The sequence below is a fragment of the Martelella mediterranea genome (genome assembly GCF_021021415.1).
GTDB classification, from domain to species: Bacteria; Pseudomonadota; Alphaproteobacteria; order Rhizobiales; family Rhizobiaceae; genus Martelella; species Martelella mediterranea_C.
The window spans coordinates 1-22,716 of the sequence record NZ_JAINWJ010000070.1; the positions used below are offsets into that span (position 1 = coordinate 1).

22 protein-coding genes and 1 pseudogene are annotated in these 22,716 nt (G+C 61.4%); 10 read left to right on the forward strand and 13 right to left on the reverse strand.

Annotated features, from left to right (window positions below; translation table 11 throughout):
* The 5 genes and pseudogenes from K7H91_RS24485 to K7H91_RS24505 form a co-directional block, all read right to left on the reverse strand.
* Positions 1-321: pseudogene (locus K7H91_RS24485) on the reverse strand (hypothetical protein); the annotation flags it as partial.
* Between the two features lie 70 nt (positions 322-391).
* The gene (locus K7H91_RS24490) at positions 392-1,636 is read right to left on the reverse strand and encodes an ABC transporter substrate-binding protein (protein WP_230722788.1); all 1,245 of its coding nucleotides are present in this window, start codon (positions 1,634-1,636) and stop codon (positions 392-394) included.
* A 23-nt stretch (positions 1,637-1,659) separates the two neighbouring features.
* The gene (locus K7H91_RS24495; protein WP_230722789.1) at positions 1,660-2,763 is read right to left on the reverse strand and encodes an ABC transporter ATP-binding protein; all 1,104 of its coding nucleotides are present in this window, start codon (positions 2,761-2,763) and stop codon (positions 1,660-1,662) included.
* Positions 2,764-2,766: 3 nt separating this feature from the next.
* Positions 2,767-3,714, reverse strand: coding sequence for a carbohydrate ABC transporter permease (locus tag K7H91_RS24500; RefSeq protein ID WP_230722790.1), 948 nt, complete (start codon positions 3,712-3,714; stop codon positions 2,767-2,769).
* Positions 3,711-4,604 (reverse strand): carbohydrate ABC transporter permease, encoded by an 894-nt coding sequence (locus K7H91_RS24505; protein ID WP_230722791.1) that lies wholly within the window; start codon positions 4,602-4,604, stop codon positions 3,711-3,713. The genes K7H91_RS24500 and K7H91_RS24505 overlap by 4 nt, the downstream gene beginning before the upstream one ends.
* 217 nt (positions 4,605-4,821) lie before the next feature.
* Between K7H91_RS24505 and K7H91_RS24510 the strand changes: the two genes are divergently transcribed.
* The 9 genes from K7H91_RS24510 (at position 4,822) to K7H91_RS24550 (ending at position 14,109) form a co-directional block, all read left to right on the forward strand.
* A complete protein-coding gene (locus tag K7H91_RS24510) occupies positions 4,822-5,637 on the forward strand; it encodes an aldo/keto reductase (protein ID WP_230722792.1) in 816 nt (271 codons plus the stop codon).
* Between the two features lie 135 nt (positions 5,638-5,772).
* Complete coding sequence (locus tag K7H91_RS24515) at positions 5,773-6,213, forward strand: VOC family protein (RefSeq protein WP_230722793.1); 441 nt, start codon at positions 5,773-5,775, stop codon at positions 6,211-6,213.
* Positions 6,214-6,276: 63 nt separating this feature from the next.
* The gene (locus tag K7H91_RS24520; RefSeq protein ID WP_230722794.1) at positions 6,277-7,299 is read left to right on the forward strand and encodes a LacI family DNA-binding transcriptional regulator; all 1,023 of its coding nucleotides are present in this window, start codon (positions 6,277-6,279) and stop codon (positions 7,297-7,299) included.
* A 327-nt stretch (positions 7,300-7,626) separates the two neighbouring features.
* Positions 7,627-8,709 carry an ABC transporter ATP-binding protein gene (locus K7H91_RS24525; protein WP_230722795.1) on the forward strand — a complete coding sequence of 361 codons (1,083 nt, stop codon included), beginning with the start codon at positions 7,627-7,629 and terminating at the stop codon, positions 8,707-8,709.
* 25 nt (positions 8,710-8,734) lie between these two features.
* A complete protein-coding gene (locus K7H91_RS24530) occupies positions 8,735-9,709 on the forward strand; it encodes an ABC transporter substrate-binding protein (protein ID WP_230722796.1) in 975 nt (324 codons plus the stop codon).
* Between the two features lie 5 nt (positions 9,710-9,714).
* The gene (locus K7H91_RS24535; RefSeq protein ID WP_230722797.1) at positions 9,715-11,457 is read left to right on the forward strand and encodes an ABC transporter permease; all 1,743 of its coding nucleotides are present in this window, start codon (positions 9,715-9,717) and stop codon (positions 11,455-11,457) included.
* Positions 11,445-12,470: an MBL fold metallo-hydrolase gene (locus K7H91_RS24540; RefSeq protein WP_230722798.1), complete on the forward strand. Its 1,026-nt coding sequence runs from the start codon at positions 11,445-11,447 to the stop codon at positions 12,468-12,470. Before K7H91_RS24535 ends, K7H91_RS24540 begins: the two co-directional genes overlap by 13 nt.
* Positions 12,471-12,473: 3 nt before the next feature.
* The gene (locus K7H91_RS24545; protein WP_230722799.1) at positions 12,474-13,073 is read left to right on the forward strand and encodes a dual specificity protein phosphatase family protein; all 600 of its coding nucleotides are present in this window, start codon (positions 12,474-12,476) and stop codon (positions 13,071-13,073) included.
* Positions 13,074-13,080: 7 nt separating this feature from the next.
* Entirely contained in the window at positions 13,081-14,109 is a 1,029-nt protein-coding gene (locus K7H91_RS24550; protein ID WP_230722800.1) for a LacI family DNA-binding transcriptional regulator, read from the forward strand.
* A gap of 86 nt (positions 14,110-14,195) precedes the next feature.
* Here K7H91_RS24550 and K7H91_RS24555 read toward each other — a convergent pair whose 3' ends face one another.
* The 8 genes from K7H91_RS24555 to K7H91_RS24590 form a co-directional block, all read right to left on the reverse strand.
* Complete coding sequence (locus K7H91_RS24555) at positions 14,196-15,668, reverse strand: NAD(P)-binding domain-containing protein (protein ID WP_230722801.1); 1,473 nt, start codon at positions 15,666-15,668, stop codon at positions 14,196-14,198.
* A 28-nt stretch (positions 15,669-15,696) separates the two neighbouring features.
* A complete protein-coding gene (locus tag K7H91_RS24560; protein WP_230722802.1) occupies positions 15,697-16,182 on the reverse strand; it encodes an L-2-amino-thiazoline-4-carboxylic acid hydrolase in 486 nt (161 codons plus the stop codon).
* A complete protein-coding gene (locus tag K7H91_RS24565; protein WP_230722803.1) occupies positions 16,175-16,885 on the reverse strand; it encodes an ABC transporter ATP-binding protein in 711 nt (236 codons plus the stop codon). The genes K7H91_RS24560 and K7H91_RS24565 overlap by 8 nt, the downstream gene beginning before the upstream one ends.
* Positions 16,882-17,634: an ABC transporter ATP-binding protein gene (locus tag K7H91_RS24570; protein WP_230722804.1), complete on the reverse strand. Its 753-nt coding sequence runs from the start codon at positions 17,632-17,634 to the stop codon at positions 16,882-16,884. Before K7H91_RS24570 ends, K7H91_RS24565 begins: the two co-directional genes overlap by 4 nt.
* Positions 17,631-18,641 carry a branched-chain amino acid ABC transporter permease gene (locus tag K7H91_RS24575; RefSeq protein ID WP_230722805.1) on the reverse strand — a complete coding sequence of 337 codons (1,011 nt, stop codon included), beginning with the start codon at positions 18,639-18,641 and terminating at the stop codon, positions 17,631-17,633. Before K7H91_RS24575 ends, K7H91_RS24570 begins: the two co-directional genes overlap by 4 nt.
* The gene (locus K7H91_RS24580; protein WP_230722806.1) at positions 18,634-19,548 is read right to left on the reverse strand and encodes a branched-chain amino acid ABC transporter permease; all 915 of its coding nucleotides are present in this window, start codon (positions 19,546-19,548) and stop codon (positions 18,634-18,636) included. Before K7H91_RS24580 ends, K7H91_RS24575 begins: the two co-directional genes overlap by 8 nt.
* A 126-nt stretch (positions 19,549-19,674) precedes the next feature.
* Positions 19,675-20,805, reverse strand: coding sequence for an ABC transporter substrate-binding protein (locus tag K7H91_RS24585; protein ID WP_230722807.1), 1,131 nt, complete (start codon positions 20,803-20,805; stop codon positions 19,675-19,677).
* A 235-nt stretch (positions 20,806-21,040) separates the two neighbouring features.
* Complete coding sequence (locus K7H91_RS24590) at positions 21,041-21,625, reverse strand: aspartate/glutamate racemase family protein (RefSeq protein WP_230722808.1); 585 nt, start codon at positions 21,623-21,625, stop codon at positions 21,041-21,043.
* 310 nt (positions 21,626-21,935) lie between these two features.
* Between K7H91_RS24590 and K7H91_RS24595 the strand changes: the two genes are divergently transcribed.
* A complete protein-coding gene (locus K7H91_RS24595; RefSeq protein WP_230722809.1) occupies positions 21,936-22,703 on the forward strand; it encodes a hypothetical protein in 768 nt (255 codons plus the stop codon).
* The last annotated feature ends 13 nt before the right edge of the window (positions 22,704-22,716 follow it).

The window sequence follows — 22,716 nt, forward strand, 5'->3', positions numbered from 1 at the left end:
ATATTGTTTCCCGTCATGAACTTTTGAATCCGGCTCTGAGGTGGCTCGGTTTGCCTGAACAGTTTCGGGCGTTTCGTTAAGTGGATTTCCGCCTCGATTATGCCGCACCAGGCACTGTAACGTTAACCGGGCGAGGCGGAAGGTGATCTCGGCGGGCTTTCCCATATAGGTCGCCTGCGCGATATCGGCTTTGGCCGACTTGCCGATATGGGCCGGTTCCTTGCCGGTGAGATCGGCGAACCAAGCGGTCGATTTTTCCAGGTTGTCGGTGACGAAGCAAAGCTGCATGACCTTGTCTTCGTCGAGAAGGCGCTTGTCCATTGGTGTCTCTCTCGTATTGGACCGGCGCGGCCACAGCACCGGTCCTGATCCGGCGGAGAGGCTCCCGGCCTCAGCCGAAGATCGCGTCGTATTCATCGGCGAGGTCGGCGCGCACGTCATCCACGGTCATGTCCTGGTCGCTCCAGAAGGCGAACATCACGTCCCAGATCGCATGGTGCCAGTCGCTGTCGGCGGTGTTGAACGGGTTCTGAACCGTCCCGTCCGGCACCTTGAGCTGGTCGATCACGACCTCGTTGCAGACGTCGAGCAGGTCCGCCGGCGCATCGAGGCGGGCGGGGGACGACCCCTTCTTCTGCGCGAATTCACCGGAGACTTCCGGCGAAAGCGCTGTCCTGGCGAAGGTATATTCGGCCTCGGTGATTTCCTCCGATTGCCCGCCGAGAAGGCCGAAGGCATCCGAGGTCACCGGCACGGCCTTGGCGCCGGGGATGACGATGCAGCCGAAATCGACACCCGGCTCCTTGCCGGCCGCCTTCCATTCGTCCTTCATCCAGTCGCCCATGATGTGCATCAGCGCCTTGCCGGTGATCACCTGGTTGGTGGCCTCGTTCCAGGGCCGGTTCTGGGCTTCCGGTCCCGCTTCCTTCGAGAAGGCGCGAACCACCTCGACGGCCTGGGCGAACTCCGGCGTGTCGATGGCGGTGATATCCGGCTCGGGGCCGTAGATGCGGTTATAGATGCCGGGGCCGGCGATCGCGGCGATCATCGCATGGGTCAGATAGCCGACCTGAAAGGCCTGGCTGCCGACGGCCGCCGGCACGAAGCCCGCCGCACGCACCTTGTCGAAATCGGCGAGCATCTCATCGACGGAGGTCCATGATGCCGGATCGACGCCGGCCTGCTGGGCAACGTCCATGTTCCAGTAGACCATGCCGTCGAGATGAAGCGCCACCGGCACCTTGACGAACTTGCCGTCGACGGTCGAAAGCTCGCGCACGATCGGCGCCAGATTGGCGGCGATGTCGGTGGAATTGTAGAGATCGGTCAGGTCCAGCGACAGGTCGCGATCGGCGAGATCGCGATAGACGCCGGGGTTGGATTCGACGAAGGCGTTCGGCGGGTTGCCGCCGGTCACCATGTTGACGAGGCTGACATTAACGCCCGAATTGTGCGGGATCGCCAGATCCTTCCAGCTGATGCCCTGTTCGGCGAGCGCATCGCGCAACACGTTCAACGCGCCGACCTCACCCGGCGTCGACCATCCGTGATAGACGATGAGCTCCTCGGCCGAGGCGCTGAGGGCGGTGCCCATCATGAGGGCGCCGGCGATCCCCAAAAGCGATTTCCTGTACATCTCGTTCCTCCCAAAGATGTTGCTTACAATCGCCGCCCGGTATGGGCGTCGAAAATATGGACTTTCCCCTTGAGGAAGCCGATTTCTGAAATCTCGCCGGTCCGCACGGCGACCAGTTCGGACGGATCGCAGCGCACCGCAAGCAGCCGGCCGCCGATGCTGAAATAAGCGGTCGAGTCCGATCCCGTGCGCTCGCCATATTGCAGCGGCAGCGAGAAGGTGACGGCCTGGTCCGCCGATGCCGCCCCAAGCGGCCCGAAATGCTCCGGCCTGAGGCCGAGAACGACCTTTCGGCCGTCGGAAGGCGGCTCCGCGAAGGCGTGATCGCTGAGATCGAAGAAGCCCTCCGCATCGGCAAGCCGCGCGCCGACGCGGCCGTTCTCAACCGTCAGCGTCGCCTCCAGCATGTTCATCGACGGCGCGCCGATGAAGCCGGCCACGAACAGGTTGGCCGGGCGCTCGTAAATCTCGTCCGGCGTGCCGAATTGCTGGATGACGCCGCCATTCATCACCGCGATCTGCGTCGCCATCGTCATCGCCTCGATCTGGTCGTGGGTGACGTAGACGATGGTCGATTTCAGCTCGTCATGGAGCTTCTTGATTTCGAGGCGCATTTCGGTGCGCAGCTTGGCGTCGAGATTGGACAGCGGCTCGTCGAGCAGGAACACACCGACATTCTTGACGAGCGCGCGGCCTATGGCGACGCGCTGGCGCTGGCCGCCGGAAAGCTGGGCCGGTTTGCGGTCGAGCAGCGGCTCGATCTGCAACAGCTTCGCCGCCCAGGCGATACGCTTGTCGACCTCCTCCTTCGGGAGTTTGGCCGCCGCAAGGCCGAATTTCAGGTTTCCGCGCACCGTCTTGGTCGGATAGAGCGCGTAGGACTGGAACACCATGGCGAGGCCGCGGTCCTTGGGATCAAGCTCGGTAACGTCGCGCCCGCCAATGGTGATGCGACCGTCCGAGACCTCGATCAGGCCGGCGAGCAGGTTCAAAAGCGTGGTCTTGCCGCAGCCCGAGGGGCCGAGCAGCACAAGAAAGGCACCGTCATCGACGGAAAGGTTGAGATCGTCCAGCACGGTCAGCGCGCCGTAATCCTTGACGATGTGTTCGAAACGGATCTCAGGCATGGATTATCCCTTGATTGCGCCGGCAGTGATCCCCTGCACGAAAAACTTGCCGAGGAAGAAATAGATGACGAGCGGCGGGATCGCGGTCAGAAGCGCTGCCGCCATATTCTCGTTGTAGCGGACCTCACCGGTGGTGGTGATCACCACATTGGCGAGAATGACGGTCATCGGCTGGGTGCCGAGGCCGCCGAATGTCAGTCCGACCAGGAAGTCGTTCCAGATTTGGGTGATCTGCATGATCAGCACCACGATCAGGATATTGCCGGACATCGGAATGATGATCTCGACGAACACCCGCCAGAACGAGCCGCAATCCATCATCGCAGCGCGCATGATCTCGTCGGGTATGTCCTTGTAATAGTTCCGGAAGATCAGGGTCAGCAGCGGGAGCGACAGGATTGCGTGGACGATCGCGATACCCCAGACCGTGCCATAGACCTTGACGAGACCGGAGAGCACGATCAGCGGGATCATGATGATCTGGAACGGCACGAAGGCACACATGAACAGAAGGAACATGAACGGCCCGGCCCAGCGCACATTCCACAGCGCCAGCGCATAGCCGGTGACCGAGGAGACCGCGAGCGAAAGGATCAGCGAGGGAAACAGGATCATCAGCGAATTGACGAAGCCGACCTTGAGCCCGTTGCAGTTGATCCCGGAACAGGCATCGTTCCACGCCGTCAGCCAGGGTTGAAGCGTCCAGGTCGTCGGCAGCGCGAAGATGTCGCCGAGGCGGATCTGGTCCATGGTCTTCAGAGAGGTGACGACGATGACGTAGAGCGGCAGGCAGAAGAACGCTGCGCACATGACGAGGAAAACCAGGATGGCGATCGACCGCGGACTGATCCGTTTCTTCGGCCGGGGAAAATAGACCGGGCGATCGGTGACCGCGCGCGGCCTTGCCGCGGGAAACGGCGCTGTCGGTCCGGCATCTGTCGGAAGCGTCATGCGGGCCTCCCCTTGCGGCGCTGCTGCCAGGCCGTCAGCATCACCAGCGGCAGGAACACGGCGAGCGTGATCAGCAGCATGATGACCGCGGCTGCGGAGGCATAGCCGAGATTGGATTTCTGCCAGTAGGCGTTGACGGTGAAATAGGCCGGCACATAGGTCGATTGCCCCGGTCCGCCATTGGTCATCGCGACCACGATGTCATAGGCCTTGACCACGCCGAGCGAGAGCAGGATGGCGCAGGTGAGAAAGGTGAAGCGCATCATCGGCACGATGATCTCGATATAGAAGCGGAACGTGCCGACGCCATCGAGCTTGGCGGCACTCCAGATTTCCGAATTGATGCCCTTCAGCCCGGCCAGCATCAGCGCCATGTAAAAGCCGGAGCCCTGCCAGATCGAGGCGAGAATGATGCCGTAGATCGCGGTATCGCCGGAGGACAGCCAGTCGAACCGCACCCATTCCATTCCGATCGAATGGAAGAAATTCTGCAGGCCGAGGCTCGGATCGAACAGCCAGCGCCAGGCGACGCCGGTGACGATCAGCGACACGGCGAGCGGATAGAGAAAGACCGTGCGGAAGACGCCCTCCCCGCGCTTCTCGGCGTTGATCAGGCAGGCGAGAATGAAACCGAAGCCGATCGCAAGCGTGCTGCCGACACCGAGAATCAGAAGGTTTTTCAGCGAGATGATCCAGGCGTCATCCTTGAACAGACGCTCGTACTGACGCGACCAATCGCCCCAGTCGATGGCATAATCCGGAAACCGCCGGCTGCGGGTGAAGCTCAGATAGATGGTCCAGAGCATCGACCCGAAAAAGGCGACGAATGTTATGGCGACCGCCGGCGCCAGCGCGAGCTGGGGCGACCATCGGCTCCACCGAATACGCATGTTCCTCCCTTTCCGCCTGCCCCTTGCGTCGGGGTTTGCGGCTTCCTGCAACATCGCTCCCATCAATGTTGTATTACCGGTAACATATGGCTATGTTCGTATTCCGGTCAACAGGGAAAATCGGCGAGCACGCTTTTCGCGCCAAAAGCTCCGGCTGTCGCCTGCATTGCCGGCCGCCGGCGGAGGAACGGTTGAAAGAACAGGGTGGAGGAGAAATATGAAGAGAAATCAATATGGTATGCCGTTAATGGGGCTCGGAACGTTCGACCGTACGGGATCCGCCGGTATCGACGCGATCCTGACGGCGCTGGAAATCGGCTACCGCCACATCGATACCGCGCAAACCTATGAAACGGAGCGCGAATGCGGAGAGGCCCTTCGCCGATCCGGGCTGAAACGGGAAGACGTGTTCGTCACGACCAAGATTTCCACGGAGAATTTCAGCCCCGGCATGCTGGCGCCGTCGCTCCGGCAGAGCCTTGACCGGCTCGGCCTCGATCAGGTCGACCTCACCCTGCTGCACTGGCCCTCGCCGAAGAACAAGGTCGCGCTTTCGACCTATGTCGAACAGATCGCGGAGGCGCACGCTGCCGGTCTGACGCGGATGATCGGGGTTTCGAATTTTACCCGGCTTCTCCTTGCCGAGGCCCAGACGATGCTGGGAGACCTCAGGATCGTCAACAACCAGTTCGAGTGCCACCCCTACCTCCAGAACCGGATTCTGGCCGATTATTGCCGGGTACATGGGATTTCCGTCACATGCTACCTGCCGATTGCCAGGGGCAAGCTCGCGGGCGACCCCGTGCTGGAGCCGCTGGCTGCGGAGAAAAACTGCACCGTCGAACAGCTTGCGCTCGCCTGGTCCATGGCCAAGGGTCATGCGGTTATACCGGCATCGGGAAAGCCGGAGCGGCTGAAGAGCAATTTCGCCGCACAGGCGGTGACGCTGAGCGATGAGGATATGGCGACGATCGCCAGGGTCGAGTGCGGCCGGCGCTATATCGATTTCGATTGGGCGCCCGACTGGGACTGAAGACGGCATTGACAAGTCATGCGGTTTGGCTAAAACCTGTTCGTATTACCGGTACTACAAGCCGGAAACGATCCCGGGCACCGCACCTTGCCCGGTAACGTCCCTATCTTCAAAAACGTGCGCGGGAGGAGTTTCATGAAGGGTATCGTTCACATCGGGCATGTCGCCATCAAGGTGACAGACCTCGAAAAGTCACTGGATTACTATGAAAAACGCCTGGGTTTTCCGGAGATGCTGCGTCTGCACAATGACGACGGCACGCCGTGGCTGGTCTATCTTAGGATCACCGACGACCAGTATCTGGAGATTTTCCCGGGCGCCGAAAACGACCGGGCGCCGGGCTGGAACGCCAATGGCGTCAACCACATGTGCTTCACGATCGAGGACCTGGACGGCACGGTTGCCCGCATCGAGGAAGCGGGTATAACGCTGCTGTCGCCGATCAAGGAAGGGCTCGACGGAAACCGTCAGGCCTGGCTTGAGGACCCGGACGGCAACCGCATCGAACTGATGGAAATGAAGCCCGGCTGCCTGCAGTTCGAGGCGATCGAGCGCCTTCACCGCGAAGGCCGCTGAGACGAATTCGAGCCTGCCGGTCTTCGGGCCGGCGGCCCACCGCAGAAAGGATGACTGTCAGGCATGGGCAATTCAGGGGCCCGGCTCGCCGATATCGCGGCCCGGACCGGCTATTCCAAAAACACCGTTTCTCTTGCCCTGCGCGACAGCCCGCGCATTCCCGAGGCGACGCGTGACCTCATCCGCACCGCCGCGCGCGAACTCAACTACCTGCCCAATCACGTCGCCAAGTCGCTGACCAGCCGCGAGACCAAGACCATCGGCCTCGTGCTTGCCGATATCACCAACCCGATCCTCACCGAGACTTCGCGGATGATCGAGAAGGAACTGGCAAAGCTCGGCTACGGCACGCTGTTTGCAACCTCCAACAATACGCGGCGCGAGGAAGTCGCTGCCATCGAAATGTTCCGTTCGCGCCAGGTTGACGGCATGCTGATCTACCCCGCGCGCGGCGATCGCAATTTCGAGCATCTGATCAAGCTGCGCCGGGCCAATTTTCCGGTGGTGCTGCTGACCTGCGGCGAGGATATCGGCGTCGATATGGTCGGCGTTGATGAAAAAGTCGGCGTCTACAAGGCCGTAAGGCATTTCATCGATCTCGGGCACCGGCGCATCGGCACGCTCGACAGCAATGCCTCCGAAGGCAACCATGAAAAGTTCGACGGCTACGTTCAGGCGCTTGCAAGCGCCGGCATCGGCTTCGATCCCGAGTTGCAGGTCTCGCCCGCGGGCTATGGCCCGGCTGCCGGATACTGGGCGATGGATACGCTGATGGCCGCCGCAAACCGGCCCACCGCCGTTTTCGTGGCCAATGATTATATCGCTGTCGGCGCGGTGCGCTGGTGCCAGAAGCATGGGCTCCGTGTCCCCGAAGATGTCGCGCTGATCGGTTTCGACAATCTTGAAATGAGCGAATTCCTGAGCGCGCCGCTGTCGAGCGTGAGCTATGAGATCGATATCCTGACAAGACTCGCGATCGAACGGCTTCTGAAGCTGATCGCGGCATCCGGCAAACTGCCTTCTCCGCGCGTTACGATGATAGAGCCCGAACTGGCGATCCGCGACAGCAGCGGCAGCGCGCTTTAGGGCCCTTCAGATCGTTGCGATCGGTTTGCGCTGAGCGCCCGTCACCTGCTCGAACTGCAGCCGGTCTACGGACCGGCCCAGCGCAATCTCTTAGATTGCAAGACGATGCACGGCGGGGGGTCGCTTCGGGCATCGCGCCCGCCGAGATCGCAAAGAGCGTCGGTGCAGGCCAAAAGCCAATTTTCATAAAACCGAAAACCCACTGAAACAGAACTGTCACACGGCCGGTGCATTGATGGTGGCGAAGATTGCAAAGCATTGCAAAACGCCTCCCACGGGTCACAGAGCGGTTCGTCCGACTGCGACCGACAGCTCGGAATAGACATTATGAGCGCGATCGAAATCGAGAACGTCGACAAGTCTTTCGGCAAGACCGACGTGTTGCGCGGCATTTCGCTTTCAATCCGTTCGGGGGAGTTCGTCGCGGTCCTCGGCCCGTCCGGTTGCGGCAAGACCACGCTGCTGCGCGCCCTTGCCGGCTTCGAGCAGATCGACCGCGGCGCAATCCGGGTCGGAGACACGCTCCTTTCCGGCGGTGGTCGCCATGTGGCCCCGGAAGAACGCGGTATCGGCGTTGTCTTTCAAAGTTATGCGCTGTGGCCGCATATGACGGTTTCCGGCAATGTCGCCTATGGCCTCAAGGTCAAGGGGCTGGGGCGTAGCGAACGCGAGGCGCGCACGGCCCGCGTTCTCGAGACGGTCGGGTTGACAGCATTTGCGGATCGACGGCCAGCCGAACTTTCGGGCGGCCAGCGACAGCGCACGGCGCTCGCCCGCTGCCTGGCGATGGATGCCGGTCTCGTCCTTCTCGATGAGCCACTGGCCAATCTCGATGTCCATCTGCGCGGCGAGATGGAGGAAGAATTTGCCCGCTTCCACAAGGCCTCGGGCGCGACGATGTTCTACATCACGCATGATCAGTCGGAGGCGCTTGCGCTGGCCGACCGCGTGGCCGTGATGGACAAGGGAAAGATCAGCCAGTTCGCCAGCCCTTCCGAACTCTACAGCCAGCCGGCAAATGACATGGTCGCGACCTTCATCGGAGAAGGCCAGATCGCGCCGATTACGGATTTCCGGCCCGATCGCAGCGGTTATGGCTTCGTCCGTTTCTTCGGTGAACAGGTGCGTGTGCGGAACCGGCCTTCGGCAATGCCCCGCGACGAAGCGCGGATTGCCTTTCACCCCGGCGATCTGAAGCTGACAGACACAGGCGGCCTTGCCGCCACCATCCGCCGCATCACCTATCGCGGCGACATTTTGCGGGTCGAGCTTTCGCTCGGCCCGGATGAGAAAACCTTTTTCATGAACGTCCCTGCCCCGGCACGCATCGAAGCCGGGCAGCGCGTGGCCGTCACGCTTGCCGACGGCTGGGTCCTGCCGGACCCGAAAGCAGAAGAAGCCTCCCACTGAGCACCAACAATCGAGGATATCCCCGATGAAACTTTCCATGCTTGCCCTTGCGACCATCAGCACGCTTGCCTTCACGGCGGCCCATGCCGAGGAAACCATCACGCTTTACACCAGCCAGCCGCCGGAACAGGCCCAGCAGACGGTCGACGCCTTCGAGGCCGCCAATCCGGACATCAAGGTCAACTGGACCCGCAACGGCACCTCGGCGCTGATGAACGTGATGCGCGCCGAAATCGAAGCCGGCAATATCCAGCCCGACGTCCTGCTCGTCGCCGATCCGATCAACCTCGGCACGCTGAAGGCCGAAGGCCATCTGATGGCCTATCCGGACGCCCCGGTAGACGGCTATGACAAGGCCGCCTACGACAAGGACATGACCTTCTTCGGCACCAAGGCGATCACCACGGGCATTGCCTACAACACCGAGATCGCGGAGCCGGTCGAAAGCTGGAACGACCTTCTGGTCGAAGACAATCGCGGCATGATTGCCGTTCCGAGTCCGCTCTATTCGGGTGCGGCGCTGAACCACCTGCATGCCCTGATCAACACGCCGGAAATCGGCTGGGACTTCTATGAGGGGCTGAACGATCTCGACATCGTGCCCGAGGGCGGCAACGGTCCGGCAACCAAGGCTGTCGCCTCCGGCATGGCCAAATACGCCATCATCGTCGATGCCAACACGCTGCGCGCCAAGGCCGACGGCTCGCCGGTCGACTATATCGCGCCGCAGGAAGGCGTATCCTTCATCGGCGAGCCGGTTGCCATCATGAGCACGACCGAACACGAGGAAGCCGCGAAGAAGTTCGTCGATTTCCTGCTCTCGAAGGAAGGTCAGGAACTGGTCTCCACCCAGGGCAATATCCCGCTTCTGCCGGGCGTCGCGGCACCCGAGGGCTATCCCGATCTCTCCTCGATGAAGCTGATCGGTTATGACGTCGACGAAGCCGTGAAGAACAACGACAAGGTGCGCGAGCAGTTCGCCGAGATCTTCGGTCTGTAATCGCAATGTCCCTGTCGACCACAGCAGCCGGAGGGCGTCCTTCATGGACGCTCTCCACCCTTTCCGGGCTCCTGAAGAACGAGCGTGCGCTGATGCTCATGCTGGCGCTGTTTGTCGGCGTCCTGTCGATCCTGCCGCTCGGACGGCTCGTCTACGCGGCCTTTGTGACGGGCGCCGGCTTCGAGCTCAGCCGTATCGCCGACGTTCTCGGCGGTCGCCGCGTGTTCCAAGCGACGGTCAACACGATCTGGATTTCGCTGGCGGCCACAGCCCTTGCGACGGTCGCGGGAACGATCGCGGCGCTTCTTGTCGGCGCGAGCGACATGCGCGGGCGAACCGCATGGGTGTTCGGATTCGTTCTGCCGCTGATGATCCCGCCGCAGGTCATCGCGCTCGCCTGGATCCAGGCCTTCTCGCCGGCAAGCCCGGTCATGAACCTTCTGGGCATTACCCTTCAACCCGGTATGCGGCATCCGCTTTATTCCGCGAGCGGGATCGTTCTTCTGCTCGGCCTTTATAACGCGCCTCTGGTGTTTCTGGCTGTCCGCGCCAATCTGCGCCGCGTGCCCGCCGATCTGGTGGAAGCGGCCCGCGCGGTGGGTGCCACGCCGCTGAGCGCGACAATCGGCGTGATCCTGCCATTGATCCGTGGCGGCATTTTCGCAGGCGCGGCTCTGGCCTTCGTGTCGTCGATCGGCAATTTCGGCATTCAGGCCATGCTCGGCATTCCGGCCCGCGTGCCGACGCTGATCACGCTGATCTACCGGCAGCTCAACGCCTATGGACCCTCGGCGCTCAACGACATGGCGCTTCTGGCGCTGTTGCTGGCCGTGCTGACCATTCTCGGCATGGGGCTTGCCGGCTTTCTGAGCCGCATGGGGGACCAGCGGGTCAATGGCGCCTCCAGACCGTTCAAATTTCCGCTCTCGCGCTTCCGCCTTCCCGTCACTGCTCTGGCATGGGGTTACCTTCTGTTTGCACTGGCGCTGCCGCTTTCGGCGCTGGCCGCTTCTGCTCTGGTGCGCGGTTACGGACAACCGCTCAATCTGGAGACGCTAACCTTCGAGAATTTCTCCAACGCGATCTTCCATCACGAGGGCATTCGCGCGGCCTTCTTCACAAGCCTCTGGTTGACTGGTCTTGCGGTCGCCATCCTGATTCCGACTTCAGTCGCGCTCGGCTATTTCCTGAGCTGGCGCAAGGGCGTCACCCCGCGCCTGCTCTATCTCTCCTCACAGCTTGCCTACGCGCTGCCCGGCATCATCATCGGGGTGGCCATGATCCTGTTCTTCCTCAAGCCGCTGCCCGTCCTGGGCACAAGTCTCTACGGCACGATCTGGGTCATCCTTGCGGCCTACCTCTCGAATTTCCTGGCGCTGGCGCTGCAACCGATCCTTGGCGGGTTCGCGCAGATCGAGCGGTCGCTGGATGAGGCGGCACAGGTGGTCGGCGCGGGTGTCTTCCGCAGACTCAAGGATATCATCCTGCCGGTGCTTGCGCCTGCGGCGGCTGCCTCTGCGATCCTGGTGTTCATGACCGCCATCAACGAGATCCAGACCTCCGTCCTGCTGGTTTCGTCGCGCGCGCAAACCATCGGCCCGATGATCATCTTCCTGGAGGAAGCCGGGTCTTCGACGCTGGCCGCCGCCGTCGGCTGCCTGATGGTCGTGGTCATTCTCTCGCTGATGCTCGTCAGCCTGACCTTCGCAAGAAGACTTCCGCAAGGTGTATTGCCTTGGCACGACTGACAGTGATCAGCGGATTGAACCGCAAGAGCGCGGCCATCTTTCTCGTCGAGGCGGCCGGCAAGCGCGTCCTGTTCGATTTCGGCGACGGCCTCGATAAGGACGAGCACCCCGATATCGACGCCATCGGCGCGGTTGATGCGATCCTCCTCAGCCATGCGCATTGCGACCATGCCGGGTCAATCGGACGTCTCGATGCGGTCGGCAATCCTGCCGTCTTCGCAACCGGCCGAACACTGGAATTCCTTCAGGGCCGTCTGCCTGCGGACGCTGCACGGGTCATTCCGGAGCAGGGTTCCTTCGAGGCCTGCGGGCTTAGGCTGACCACCGGACGGTGCGGCCATGCGCCCGGCGGGGTCTGGTTTCATATGGAGACGGCAGCGGGCGGTTTCGTCTACACCGGCGACATCAGCCTTGAATCGCGCGGCATGACGTTCGACTATCCCCCGCCGGCGTCGACCCTTCTGGTTGACGCATCCTATGGCGACCGCGCGGAAGATCTCGATGACCAGATCGCGGCCATTTCCGACTATGCCGAAGGGGGCGCTGTGCTCTGCTGTCCGGGCGCCGGACGGGGAACCGATATGGTGCTTGCAATGGCCTCATGCGGACATGACGTCCATGTCAGCGCGGCCATCGCCAGGGAAGTCGAGGCGGCGACCGGCAGGGCGTTCCCCGTTGTAGACGGGGAAAGCGCAGCGCCTGACCAGGTGATCGTCGCGACGGAATCCAACGCGGAGGCCGGTCTTGCGGCTGCACTTCTGCAAAGGAGGGATTTTCGCCTGATATTTTCAAGCCACGTCCCGAGCGGCGCGCCGGCGCGTGCCCTGATAGAGCGCAATGAGGCCGTCTGGCTTCCGTGGAACGTCCATCCGCGCAAGGGCGACGTTCTTGCACTTGCCGATCATTGCGGCGCGCGGCAGGTTCTGCCCGCCTTTGTCGACATGACCACCGCTCCGGAACTTGCGCGTGGCCTTGGCGAACGCCTAAGACTGGAACGCGAGACGGAGATTTAGACCATGACAGAAAAGCGCCTCGGCGTTCCCGCCCACGTGCCTGAAGGTGAAGCGCGCGAGGATGATCGACCGCTTCTCTTCCCCGTCATCGAAGGCGTCGGACCGCACGCAAAGACGCTGTTTCTCGGCAATCTTGCGGCCGCCGAAGACCCCGATTGCCTTCTCGACGCCGGGATCACGGAAACCCTCAACGTCTCGATCAACATGTTACCCGGACCGCTGACGCTTTCCGACGGCACCCATATCCGCCGCTACCAGATCGGGATGATCGACGGCGAGGGCAACGATCCGCATCTTCTGGCGGCGGCCGTGTTCACCATCCAAGGCCTGATGCGCGGCTATGTCCCCGCGAAACCGCATTACCCAAGCCATCGCAAGGGCAATATTCTGGTCCATTGCCGCGGCGGACGCTCGCGCTCGGTTGCGCTGATCGCACTGTGGCTTTCCACATTCGCCCGTGACCGGTTCGCCAGTTTCGAGAGCGCTCTTGCGCATCTGAGGCAGTTGCGCGGGCTTGACGAAACCTACCCGCTGCCGCCGATGCTCGCCCTTGCCGAAGAGGTCAGGCGGCGCAACCTGTTTGGCGCGGAAAACGCGATATAGGTGGCGCATGGCCGAGAAATTCATCTCCGCGGGCGATGTCGCCCGTCTCGCCGGCGTCTCCCGCTCCGCCGTCTCGCGCACATTCACCGAAGGCGCGAGCGTGGCGCCCAAGACCCGCGCCCGGGTGATGCAGGCGGCGGAGGAACTTGGCTACCGCGTCAATCTTCTGGCCCGCACGCTGCACAAGGAACGCTCGGATCTCGTCGGCCTTGTCGGCGCGAACCTCTCCAACCCCTATATTTCCGCGCAGGTCGATGCGCTGACGGCGGCGCTTTACGCAAACGGGCTGCAATGCATGCTGCTCAATCTGGCGGGTCAGCAGAACGACATGGAAAATGCCGTTGCCAAGCTGCTTGAATACAGGGTGCGCACGGTGGTCCTCCTGTCGGGGGCCGTGCCGGATACGCTGATGCGGCTGGCGGCGGCCAATGGCACGCGTCTCGTTCTCATCAACCGGCCGCTGCCGGAGAAGATCGGTCTTGTCGATCAGATCGAGGCGGATTCGGCAGCCGGCGGCGCGCTGGCGGCGCGGCGGCTGATTGCGGCCGGTTGCAGCAACGTGACCGTTGTCCTGTCCGGCTCCCGCACGTCGGCCAAACTGGCGCGCGCGGAAGCGTTCATCACCGTGATGAAGGATCATCATGTTCCGGTCACCCAGTGGAGCCGGGGGCGCAACACCTACGAGACCGGCGTCGAGGCCGCCCGCGGGCTTCTCGCCAAGCCGGGCATCGACGGAATTTTCGGGGTGACCGACGAAATCGCGCTGGGCGTGATGAACACGGCCCGCCACGAACTCGGCCTGTCCGTTCCAAAAGACGTCTCCGTGATCGGTTTCGACGACGCGCCAATTTCCGACTGGTCCTCGCACCAGCTCACCACCGTCAGCCAGTCGCTGTCCTCGCTGACACAGGCCACGCTGAACGCCATCACCGGCCCCGCAAACGCGCCCTCCTCCCACCACTTCATCCCCGTACGCCTGATCGAACGCAGATCGGTGCGTCCCGCAGGCTCAGCGACCTATACCAAGGATCAGTGATTAGAACCCATATGATCAACAGGGTCGAGGACCGGACGAGCCGCTCAATCGATCCTGAGGCAAGCGTCGTTGGCAGCGCTTTGCCTTTATGCCCGGTTGACATAGTCCGGCGCATAGAATGGCGTCGGGGCCAGTTCGTGTTCTTCTTCCCAGTCTTTCAGGCGCTCGAACAGAACGTCGAAGTCGTCGACGAAGAGATGGCTGGCGATATGCGAGGCCAGATGCTCGCCGGCGGGATTGACGCTCGGCACATCGAGCGAAAGCGTGCCGAAACTCAGATATGAGCCGGTATTGAAGATGTGGATGCGCTCAAGCGCGCTTTTTTCAATGCCGCGCTCCCTGAGCTCGAAACCCTCGCCGAGATAGGGCATCCGGGCCAGGCCGGCATTGGCCATGCCCTCCGGCGGCTGATAGCAATCGCCCCAGGTAAGGATGCGGTCCTTCAGCGCGGAGAACATAGGCTCCCGGGCCAGGTCGACGGAAAAACCGGTGCCGAGGACCAGGAAGTCGAAATGCCTGATTTCGCCTTCCATGAAGGTGATTTCAACGCGGTCGCCGGCGCGCGCGATCGTTCTGAACGGCTTGCCGAAATGCACCTCGAAATTGTCATGGGCAATCGTTCTGAGCACAGTTTCATGCGGCGGCGGGGTCTGGACGCGCTCAAGATAGACCGCCATTTTCCAGCGTTTCGCATCGGAAAGGCCGCGCCAGCCGGCGAAGAAACCGGGATTGGCGTTGGCGCGCCCCTTGTTCAGCTGCGGCAGCGCCTTGCGGCGGCAGAACATGTCGACCCGCCCTGCCCCGGTCTCCAGCGCCGTCGCGGCGTTATCCCAGGCCGATGAGCCGGCGCCGATGACGGCGACGGACTTGCCCTCAAGACGGCCGAAATCGATCATTTCACAGGTGTGCGCCGCCAGATCCGGCCAGAGGTCGGCCGCCACACCCTGAGGGCGGTTGAAGCCGCCGGCCCCCGGACGGCCGGTGGCGATCACAACGCGCTTGGCCCTGAATACCCGCCCATCCGCGGTCGTGAGCGCCACATGGTCCGGATAGGGAGCAAGGCCCACGACATCGCAGCCATTGTCGACCGGCAGTTCCAGCACGTTTCTGAGCCAGATCAGATAGTCCTGCCATACGGAATTCGGAATTTTATAGAGCGCCTCCCAGGCATCCGCACCGAAGGCCGCAACGTACCACGAGCGAAAGGTCAGCGAAGGGATGCCGAAGGGCGAACCGGGCAGGTCCTTTTTCGAGCGCAGGGTCAACATCCGCGCGTAGGTTACCCACGGCCCTTCCTTGCCCTCGGGCGCGCGATCCAGCAGTTTGATGTTGCGGATACCCTTGAATTTCAGGCTGCCGGCGGCGGAAAGCCCGAACATGCCGGCGCCGACGATGATGACGTCATAAAGCGGCGCGCCATCTGCGGCGGTCTTCCTGGCCGTCCAGTCCTCGGGCGGAAGCTTGAGGACGGCAAGATCGTCTTTCACACGCGCTTCAAGTGCGGCAAGCCCCGCGCGCCCTTCCTGCGGCGCGTCGGATATCTTCAAGGATGTAGGCATCTCTGTTCAGCTTCCCTGTTGGCCGGCGTCATTGCGCCGCCTCGTCTTCCATGGAGTAGCGAAAATCGCAGTGGCTCGCCCCGGACATGATCGTCTGGGTGCGTCTGAGCTTCATTTTCGGATTGAAGCCCTCGCAAAACGCGCCGTCGCGATTGCATGACAAGAGATCGCCAATGTCGCCAAGCCCCATTGCCCGATACATTTCCGCATACCGGCAGCGGGTGACGTTGAAGGAGAGTGTTTCCGGCCCCGCCTCCAGCACAGTCATTTCCAGCGCGCCGCCAGCCGTCCAGTTGGGAAGGATCGCGGAAAAATCGGTGAAATCCGCAGGGCGGTCGAGTTCGCCGGCGAAGCTTTCGCCCTGCTGGATCGCCGCCCGCGTCACCGCTTCGCCAATCACGGAACGCGCCTCGGCCTCGCCCCGGCGCGCCTTCAGCTCCTCGTAGACGCTTGCCAGAACATTGGCTTCGATGCGGCGCTGCTCGATGATCGGGATACGGCGCTGTTCAGACATGCGCATGACCTCCGAGATAGGCCTCCGCGACGCGTGGATCGGCGGCAAGCGCCTTGGCATCGCCCTGCAGGACGATCTTGCCGCCTTCCATCACGGCGGCCTGATCCGCGATCCGCAGAACCGACTTGGCGTTCTGCTCGACGATCAGGATCGACAGGCCTTCGCTGCGGATTCTCTCGATGAGATCAAAGATCGCCTTGACGATTTTCGGTGCGAGGCCGAGCGAGGGCTCATCCAGCAGCAGGATCTCCGGTTTTCCCATCAGGGCCCGACCGATGCAGAGCATCTGCTGCTCGCCGCCGGAAAGCGACCCGGCCTCCTGGTTGATGCGCTCCTTCAGGATCGGAAACAGGCTGGCGACATGATCGAGTTCGGAAAGTCCGTGCCGGCCACCGCCGATCAGCAGATTCTCGCGCACCGTCATGTTGGAGAAAATCTGGCGGCCTTCCGGGGCCTGGGAAATGCCCGCCCTGACGATGGCGTGGCTCGGCAACCCGCTGACCACCTCGCCCTTGAAGCGGATCGTGCCGCCATCCGGCTTGTAGATGCCGGAAATGGCGCGCATCAGCGTGGTCTTGCCAACGCCATTGGAGCCGAGCACGCCGTAAATGCCTTTCTCCTCGACGCTCAGCGAGACGCCATGGAGGATCTGCTGGACGCCCATGGTAACGGTGAGGTTTTCGACTTCGAGTACCGCGCTCATTCGTCGCCTCCAAGGTAAGCTTCCAGAACAACGGGATCATTGCGAACCACGGAGGGCACATCATCCGCGATCTTGCGGCCCGACGCGATGACGACGACCCTTTCGCAGATGCTCATCACCAGGTTCATGTCATGCTCGACAAGCATGATCGGCAGGCCGTCAGCGTTGAGCTGTTTGACAAAGGTCGCGAGCTCCGCCGTTTCCGTGTCGTTCAGGCCCGCCGCCGGCTCATCGAGGATCAGGAATTGCGGATCCATCGCCAGCGCGCGGGCGATTTCCAGATATTTGCGGCGGCCATAGGAGAGGTTGGCGGCAAGATCGTCGGCGACCTCCGTCAAACCCGTCATCTCCAGCGCCTTCCAGCTAGCCTCCGAAATGGTCTCGGCGCGTTTCCTGCCGCCTGCAATCGACTGGAAGAAATTCATGCCGGTGGCGCCAAGCGCGCCGACGGAGACGTTGTCGAACACGGTCATGTTGGGAAAGATGCGCAAATTCTGGAAGGTGCGCGACATGCCGCGCTTGGCGATCGCGAAGGGCTTCTGGCCGGTAATGTCCTCGCCCTTGAACCGGACGTTGCCGCCAGATACCGGCGTGAAACCGGAAATCAGGTTGAACAGCGTCGTCTTGCCCGCGCCGTTCGGCCCGATCAGGCCGACAAGTTCACCTTCGCCGACATGGGTGGTGATGTCGTCAACCGCCTTCAGCCCGCCGAAATGGCGCGAGAGGTTTTGAATTTCGAGCACGTTCATCGCCAGCCCACCTTCTTGTCGCCCGGGGCCGCGGCCCAGCGGTCGCCAAACTGGCGACGGACCAGGGAGAGCGCAGGCACTTCGCCGAAGAGGCCCTTGGGCAGAAACAGGATGGCCAGGAACATGACGAGGCCGACCGCGATGTTGCGGAAGTCGCCGACATCGCGCAGCACTTCCGGCAGCAGGATCAGCAGCGCCGCGCCGATGATCGCGCCCGGCAGCGATCCGAGCCCGCCGACGACCACCATCGCCAGGATCTGGATCGAGACCGAGAAATCGAAGTCCTTCGGCGAAATATAGCCCGTCGTGTAGGCCCACAGTGCGCCAGCGAGACCCGCGAAGAAGGCCGAAAGCGTAAACACTTCGATCTTCAGCCGGACGGTGTTCACGCCCATCGCATCAGTGCACTGGTCGTCCTCGCGCAGCGCTCTCAGCCCATTGCCGTAATAGGAGTGGCTGATGCGGTGGATAAGGAAGATCGAAACTGTCACGACAACGGCGACGACGAAATAAATCCCCGTGTCGGAGGTGATGGAGAAGCCGAACACGCTCATGCCGTCAAACAGCATGACGCCGTTCGGTCCCTTGGTGAAGCCGACCCAGTTCAGCATGATGAGATAGAGCATCTGCCCGATCGCGAGCGTTGCCACGGCGAAATAGATCGAGACCAGCCGCATGGTCGGCAGCGCCACCAGAAAGGCGATCAACGCGGCGATAAGCCCGGCGAGCGGAAGGCCCAGTGTGAAACCTATCCCGTAGTCGGCGCCGAGAAGAGCGGCTGTATAGGCGCCGACGCCGTAGAAGGCGGCATGGCCGAGATGCAGCAGGCCGGAGGTGCCGGAGACCATGTTGAGCGACGCCGACAGCAGTACGAAGATCAGAACAAGGCTTGCGATCTGATAGAAATAGCCGCGATCGAAGCCATAAAGAGCCGCCGGCACGATGATGAACAGCAGCAAGAGCGGCAGACCGACGGACAAAAGGCGGGAGGACGGCAGCTTAAACACGCTCCCTCCTTGCGCCGAACAGGCCGCGTGGGAAGAAGATGAGGGTGACGATCAGGAAGCCATAGGCCACCATATCCGACCAGTTGGACGAGATGAATGTCGTGGCCAGGCCTTCGGAAAGACCGAGAAGCAAGGCGCAGATCACCGCACCGGGGATTGATGTCAGACCGCCCATGATCATCGCCACGAACGCCTTGATGCCCGGCACGAAACCCATGGCCGGGAAAATCGCGCCGTAATAGAGCCCGACAAGCAGGCCAGCGGCGGCCCCCATCATCGAGCCGACGACAAAGGTCGAGACGATCGTCATGTCGGTGTTGATCCCGACATATTTCGCGCCGAGCGCGTTGTTGGAAACCGCACGGATGGCGAGACCAATCCGGGTGCGCTTCAGGACATATTGCAGTCCGCCCAGCATGATGATGGCGACCACCAGAATGATGATATCGCCGTTAGAAATCGTCACCGGTCCGAGCTGGATCGGCTTGTTGATCATGTAATCGAACGGCACGGCCTGCATTTGCGATCCGAAGATCAGCTCGAGCGCTTCGCGCACCACGATCGAAACCGCAAGCGACGACATCAGCGTCGCCTCGCGCATGGCGCGCGATTTCAGCGACGCCTCATCCGAAAACCGCCGGAACGGACGAAACGCGATCCGTTCGAGACCGAAACCGGCGAGCGCGCCGATGGCCAGCGCGATGAACAGCACGATCAGCAGCGGCGGCGCAAACGCCGTGATCGCCAGCAGCCCGGCGAAGGCGCCAATCGTGTAAACCTCGCCATGGGCAAAGTTGACGACGTTGAGAACGCCGAAGATCAGCGTGAACCCGATCGCCATCAAGGCGTAGGTGACGCCGAGCGAGAGGCCGATGAGCAATTGTTGCAGATAATATGGATCAAGCAAGATGCGTAACTCCGCATGAGGGGCCGGTCCGGACACAGAGGCGCCGACCGGAGGACGCAGGTGTAGCGCGTTTCCGGAAAAGCGGGAGAGCCCGGCAGATCAGGCGACCGCCGGGCGCCGCCGATCTCAGTTGGAGACCGGGGTGAATTCACCGCCTTCGACAACGGCCTTGGTGAGTTCCTTCTGCGGCTCGCGATCCGGGCCGAAGGTCGTCACGCCCGTCACGCCCGGAAAATCGGTGGTTCCGGCAAGCGCATCGCGCACGCTGTCGCGGGTGACGTCGGGATAGGCCCTGACGATCGCGTCGAGCATGATGTTGACGGCGTCATAGGCCTGGGCGGGGAACTGGCCCGGCAGGTCGCCGCGCTCTTCTTCCCAGGCGGCCACGAATTCCTGCACTTCCGGGCGGTCGTCGTTCGGCATGAAGGTCGCCGTCAGGTGCAGGCCGTCGGCATCGGTGCCCGCAAGCTCGATCAATTGCGGGCTATAGGCTGCCGAGGTGGAAAAGATCGGGATGTCGAGGCCGAGCTGCTTGGCCTGCTTCAGGAAATTGGCGCCGTCCTCGTAGAAGAAACCGGTATAGATCGCGTCCGGCTCGGCGCGCTCAATCTTGGTGATGATCGAGCGGAAATCCGGCAGGCCGCGATTGAAATATTCCGAGAAAACGATCTCGCCGCCATTCGCCTTCACCTCTTCGGCGAAGTTGTCGACCACGGTCTGGCCCCAATCCGTCTGCTCGGAAATGACGGCGATCTTCTTGTAGCCTTCTTCATTCATCCAGTCGGCGTTGAAGGGACCTTCCTGGGCCTGGGTGGTGATGTTGCGAAACTGATAGGGCGAGATCTTCGTATAATCGGGATGCGATGCCGTCTGGGAAAGCTGCGGCACGCCTTCGCGCTGATAGACCTGGGCCGATGCCATCGAGACGCCCGAGGTGAAATCGCCCAGCACCGCGACGATTTCGTCATTGTCGGCGAATTTGCGTGCGATCGTGACGCCTTCCTTGGCATCCGAACGCGAGTCTTCGTAGATGATTTCCACCGGGACCGGCAGTTCGCCGGACGCATTGAATTTTTCCAGCGCGATTTCGGCAGCCGTCTGGAAATCCTTGCCGTATTGCGCGGTCGAGCCCGTCAGCGGCAGTTGATAGCCGACCTTGATCGGATCACCGTCTGCAGCAAACGAAAACCCCGTCGCAAGCGCCGATGCCGCTATGCCGGCGGAAAGCGCCAGTACCGATTTTCGAAGTCCATTCATGTCGTTCTCCTCTGTGGTCTTTCTTTTGTTGTTTCGTGAAAGATCGTTGGTCAAGTGACACCTGCCTTGCTGTGATGCGATGTCGATAGCAGCTAGCAGTCTTTGCCCCCTGAAATGAGAAAGCGGTTTGCGCGGCGCCTCCGTTCTTTAGAAACTTTTGCCAAATAGCAGGCCGTGTTCAGCACCCTACCTGACGGATTGATGAAGCAATTTACATGCCATCGGCGCTCAGCCCTCAGGCCGGTTCCCGCAATCGGTCCTGATCTTCCGCGCAAGCGAAATCGACAGCCGCGGCGGCATACAGCTTCGTCGAGTCGAACACCGGAAGATCGGTATCGGCAGGCCCGATCAACAGTCCGATCTCCGTGCATCCCAGAATAACGCTGTCGCATCCGGCGGCCTTCGCCTTATCGATTGTCCCAACATAGGCCTCTCGCGAGGCATCCCGCACGATGCCGCAGCAAAGCTCATCGAAGATGATGTCATGCACGGCCTGCCGGTCCGCTGCGTCCGGCACCATGGCCGACATGCCGTGGGCGGCCTCAAGACGATCCCGATAAAACCCCTCTTCCATCGTGTAGCGGGTGGCGAGCAGCAGCGGGCGCTTCATGCCGGCCGCGTTCAGGGCGCGCCCGGTCACATCAACGATGTGGATGAGCGGAATATCAAAATGTGCAGAAACCTCATTTGCAATCATGTGCATCGTATTTGTGCAGATCAGCACGCAATCCGCGCCGCCGCTTTGAAGATTGCGACCGACCTGCCCGAGATAGGCGCTCGCTCTGTCCCACTGACCAGCCTTCGGCCGGGAAGCGACCACGCGACAACTTCAGCACGCGCTTGGTCCCGGCGCGGTCCTGGATGTCGGCGGCACCTTGACGGCCAGTCGGCGCCCACCGGTGTCGGTCGAGGAAGAACGGTTTCAAACGTAAACCGACATGCGGGCTTTGCGGCGAGCCTATTACAACGATCCAAGCCCTTCGAAGAAAATCTACAAGTAATAATTCAATAAATATTACTTATACTTTACAGTTATATTGACACAATCTTCAAAATAGCAAAAATTAATAAGTCGTATTTTTTAATATATCTCGTAAACCGACATTTACATCTAAATACAAGGATGGAACATGATGAATCGAAACCTAAAAATACTAATGGCAGCCTTCCTGTTCGCGCTGGCGCCGATTTCGTCACCGGTATGGGCCAGTTCCTCGCTTGTGATGACGACAGGTCCTTACACAGAGGAGGTCGATGGCGTGCCGTTTTCATTTGGCAATGTCAATCTGCTCCACAAGGCGAGTTCCCCGCGCAAGAAAAACTGCGTCACCAATGATTTCAGCGGCAACGGGAGCGCCTGCACCGTTGGCAAGATAAAGCTCCCGCAATTTGAAACGCTGGAAATCTATTCGGCAGCCAAGGGCGAGCGGGACGGCAATGACCTGATAACGACCCTTTACAATCACCGCGGCGAACAGTCATGCACCTTTACCTTTGTGGCGCTGCCGAAGCCGGACAATGAATGGTCAATAGAGATCAGCGGCGAGGCCTCCCATCGCTGCAAGGCCACCCCCAGCAGTGGTCGCATGGTGCCGATCCTCTACCGGATGGACACCCGGCCACCGCAATATTTCGTGGAAGGCATCGGGCGCTGGGGCAGTAACACGAACGCCGCAGCGCACTTTATGGGTGATTCCCTTCAGGGCGCGCAGTCTGGAGAGATCGACTCAGCGTTCATTTCGTTTGCAGACGATTATAATGCCTACATGCACTACATATACGATACGGCGATTGGAAATGAATTAATGGATAAAGATGTCTGGATATACAGAATCCGGGCAGACAATGCTTTTTTCAAATTGCAACCGGTTCTGAGAGGCCGATTTAAAAGTTATTGAGTGATATCAGAAG

Bases quoted from the DNA above. Each gene is read 5' to 3' on its own strand.
- K7H91_RS24490 (WP_230722788.1), bottom strand. From the start codon at position 1,636: ATGTACAGGAAATCGCTTTTGGGGATCGCCGGCGCCCTCATGATGGGC.
- K7H91_RS24495 (WP_230722789.1), bottom strand. From the start codon at position 2,763: ATGCCTGAGATCCGTTTCGAACACATCGTCAAGGATTACGGCGCGCTG.
- K7H91_RS24500 (WP_230722790.1), bottom strand. From the start codon at position 3,714: ATGACGCTTCCGACAGATGCCGGACCGACAGCGCCGTTTCCCGCGGCA.
- K7H91_RS24505 (WP_230722791.1), bottom strand. From the start codon at position 4,604: ATGCGTATTCGGTGGAGCCGATGGTCGCCCCAGCTCGCGCTGGCGCCG.
- K7H91_RS24510 (WP_230722792.1), top strand. From the start codon at position 4,822: ATGAAGAGAAATCAATATGGTATGCCGTTAATGGGGCTCGGAACGTTC.
- K7H91_RS24515 (WP_230722793.1), top strand. From the start codon at position 5,773: ATGAAGGGTATCGTTCACATCGGGCATGTCGCCATCAAGGTGACAGAC.
- K7H91_RS24520 (WP_230722794.1), top strand. From the start codon at position 6,277: ATGGGCAATTCAGGGGCCCGGCTCGCCGATATCGCGGCCCGGACCGGC.
- K7H91_RS24525 (WP_230722795.1), top strand. From the start codon at position 7,627: ATGAGCGCGATCGAAATCGAGAACGTCGACAAGTCTTTCGGCAAGACC.
- K7H91_RS24530 (WP_230722796.1), top strand. From the start codon at position 8,735: ATGAAACTTTCCATGCTTGCCCTTGCGACCATCAGCACGCTTGCCTTC.
- K7H91_RS24535 (WP_230722797.1), top strand. From the start codon at position 9,715: ATGTCCCTGTCGACCACAGCAGCCGGAGGGCGTCCTTCATGGACGCTC.
- K7H91_RS24545 (WP_230722799.1), top strand. From the start codon at position 12,474: ATGACAGAAAAGCGCCTCGGCGTTCCCGCCCACGTGCCTGAAGGTGAA.
- K7H91_RS24550 (WP_230722800.1), top strand. From the start codon at position 13,081: ATGGCCGAGAAATTCATCTCCGCGGGCGATGTCGCCCGTCTCGCCGGC.
- K7H91_RS24555 (WP_230722801.1), bottom strand. From the start codon at position 15,668: ATGCCTACATCCTTGAAGATATCCGACGCGCCGCAGGAAGGGCGCGCG.
- K7H91_RS24560 (WP_230722802.1), bottom strand. From the start codon at position 16,182: ATGTCTGAACAGCGCCGTATCCCGATCATCGAGCAGCGCCGCATCGAA.
- K7H91_RS24565 (WP_230722803.1), bottom strand. From the start codon at position 16,885: ATGAGCGCGGTACTCGAAGTCGAAAACCTCACCGTTACCATGGGCGTC.
- K7H91_RS24570 (WP_230722804.1), bottom strand. From the start codon at position 17,634: ATGAACGTGCTCGAAATTCAAAACCTCTCGCGCCATTTCGGCGGGCTG.
- K7H91_RS24585 (WP_230722807.1), bottom strand. From the start codon at position 20,805: ATGAATGGACTTCGAAAATCGGTACTGGCGCTTTCCGCCGGCATAGCG.
- K7H91_RS24595 (WP_230722809.1), top strand. From the start codon at position 21,936: ATGATGAATCGAAACCTAAAAATACTAATGGCAGCCTTCCTGTTCGCG.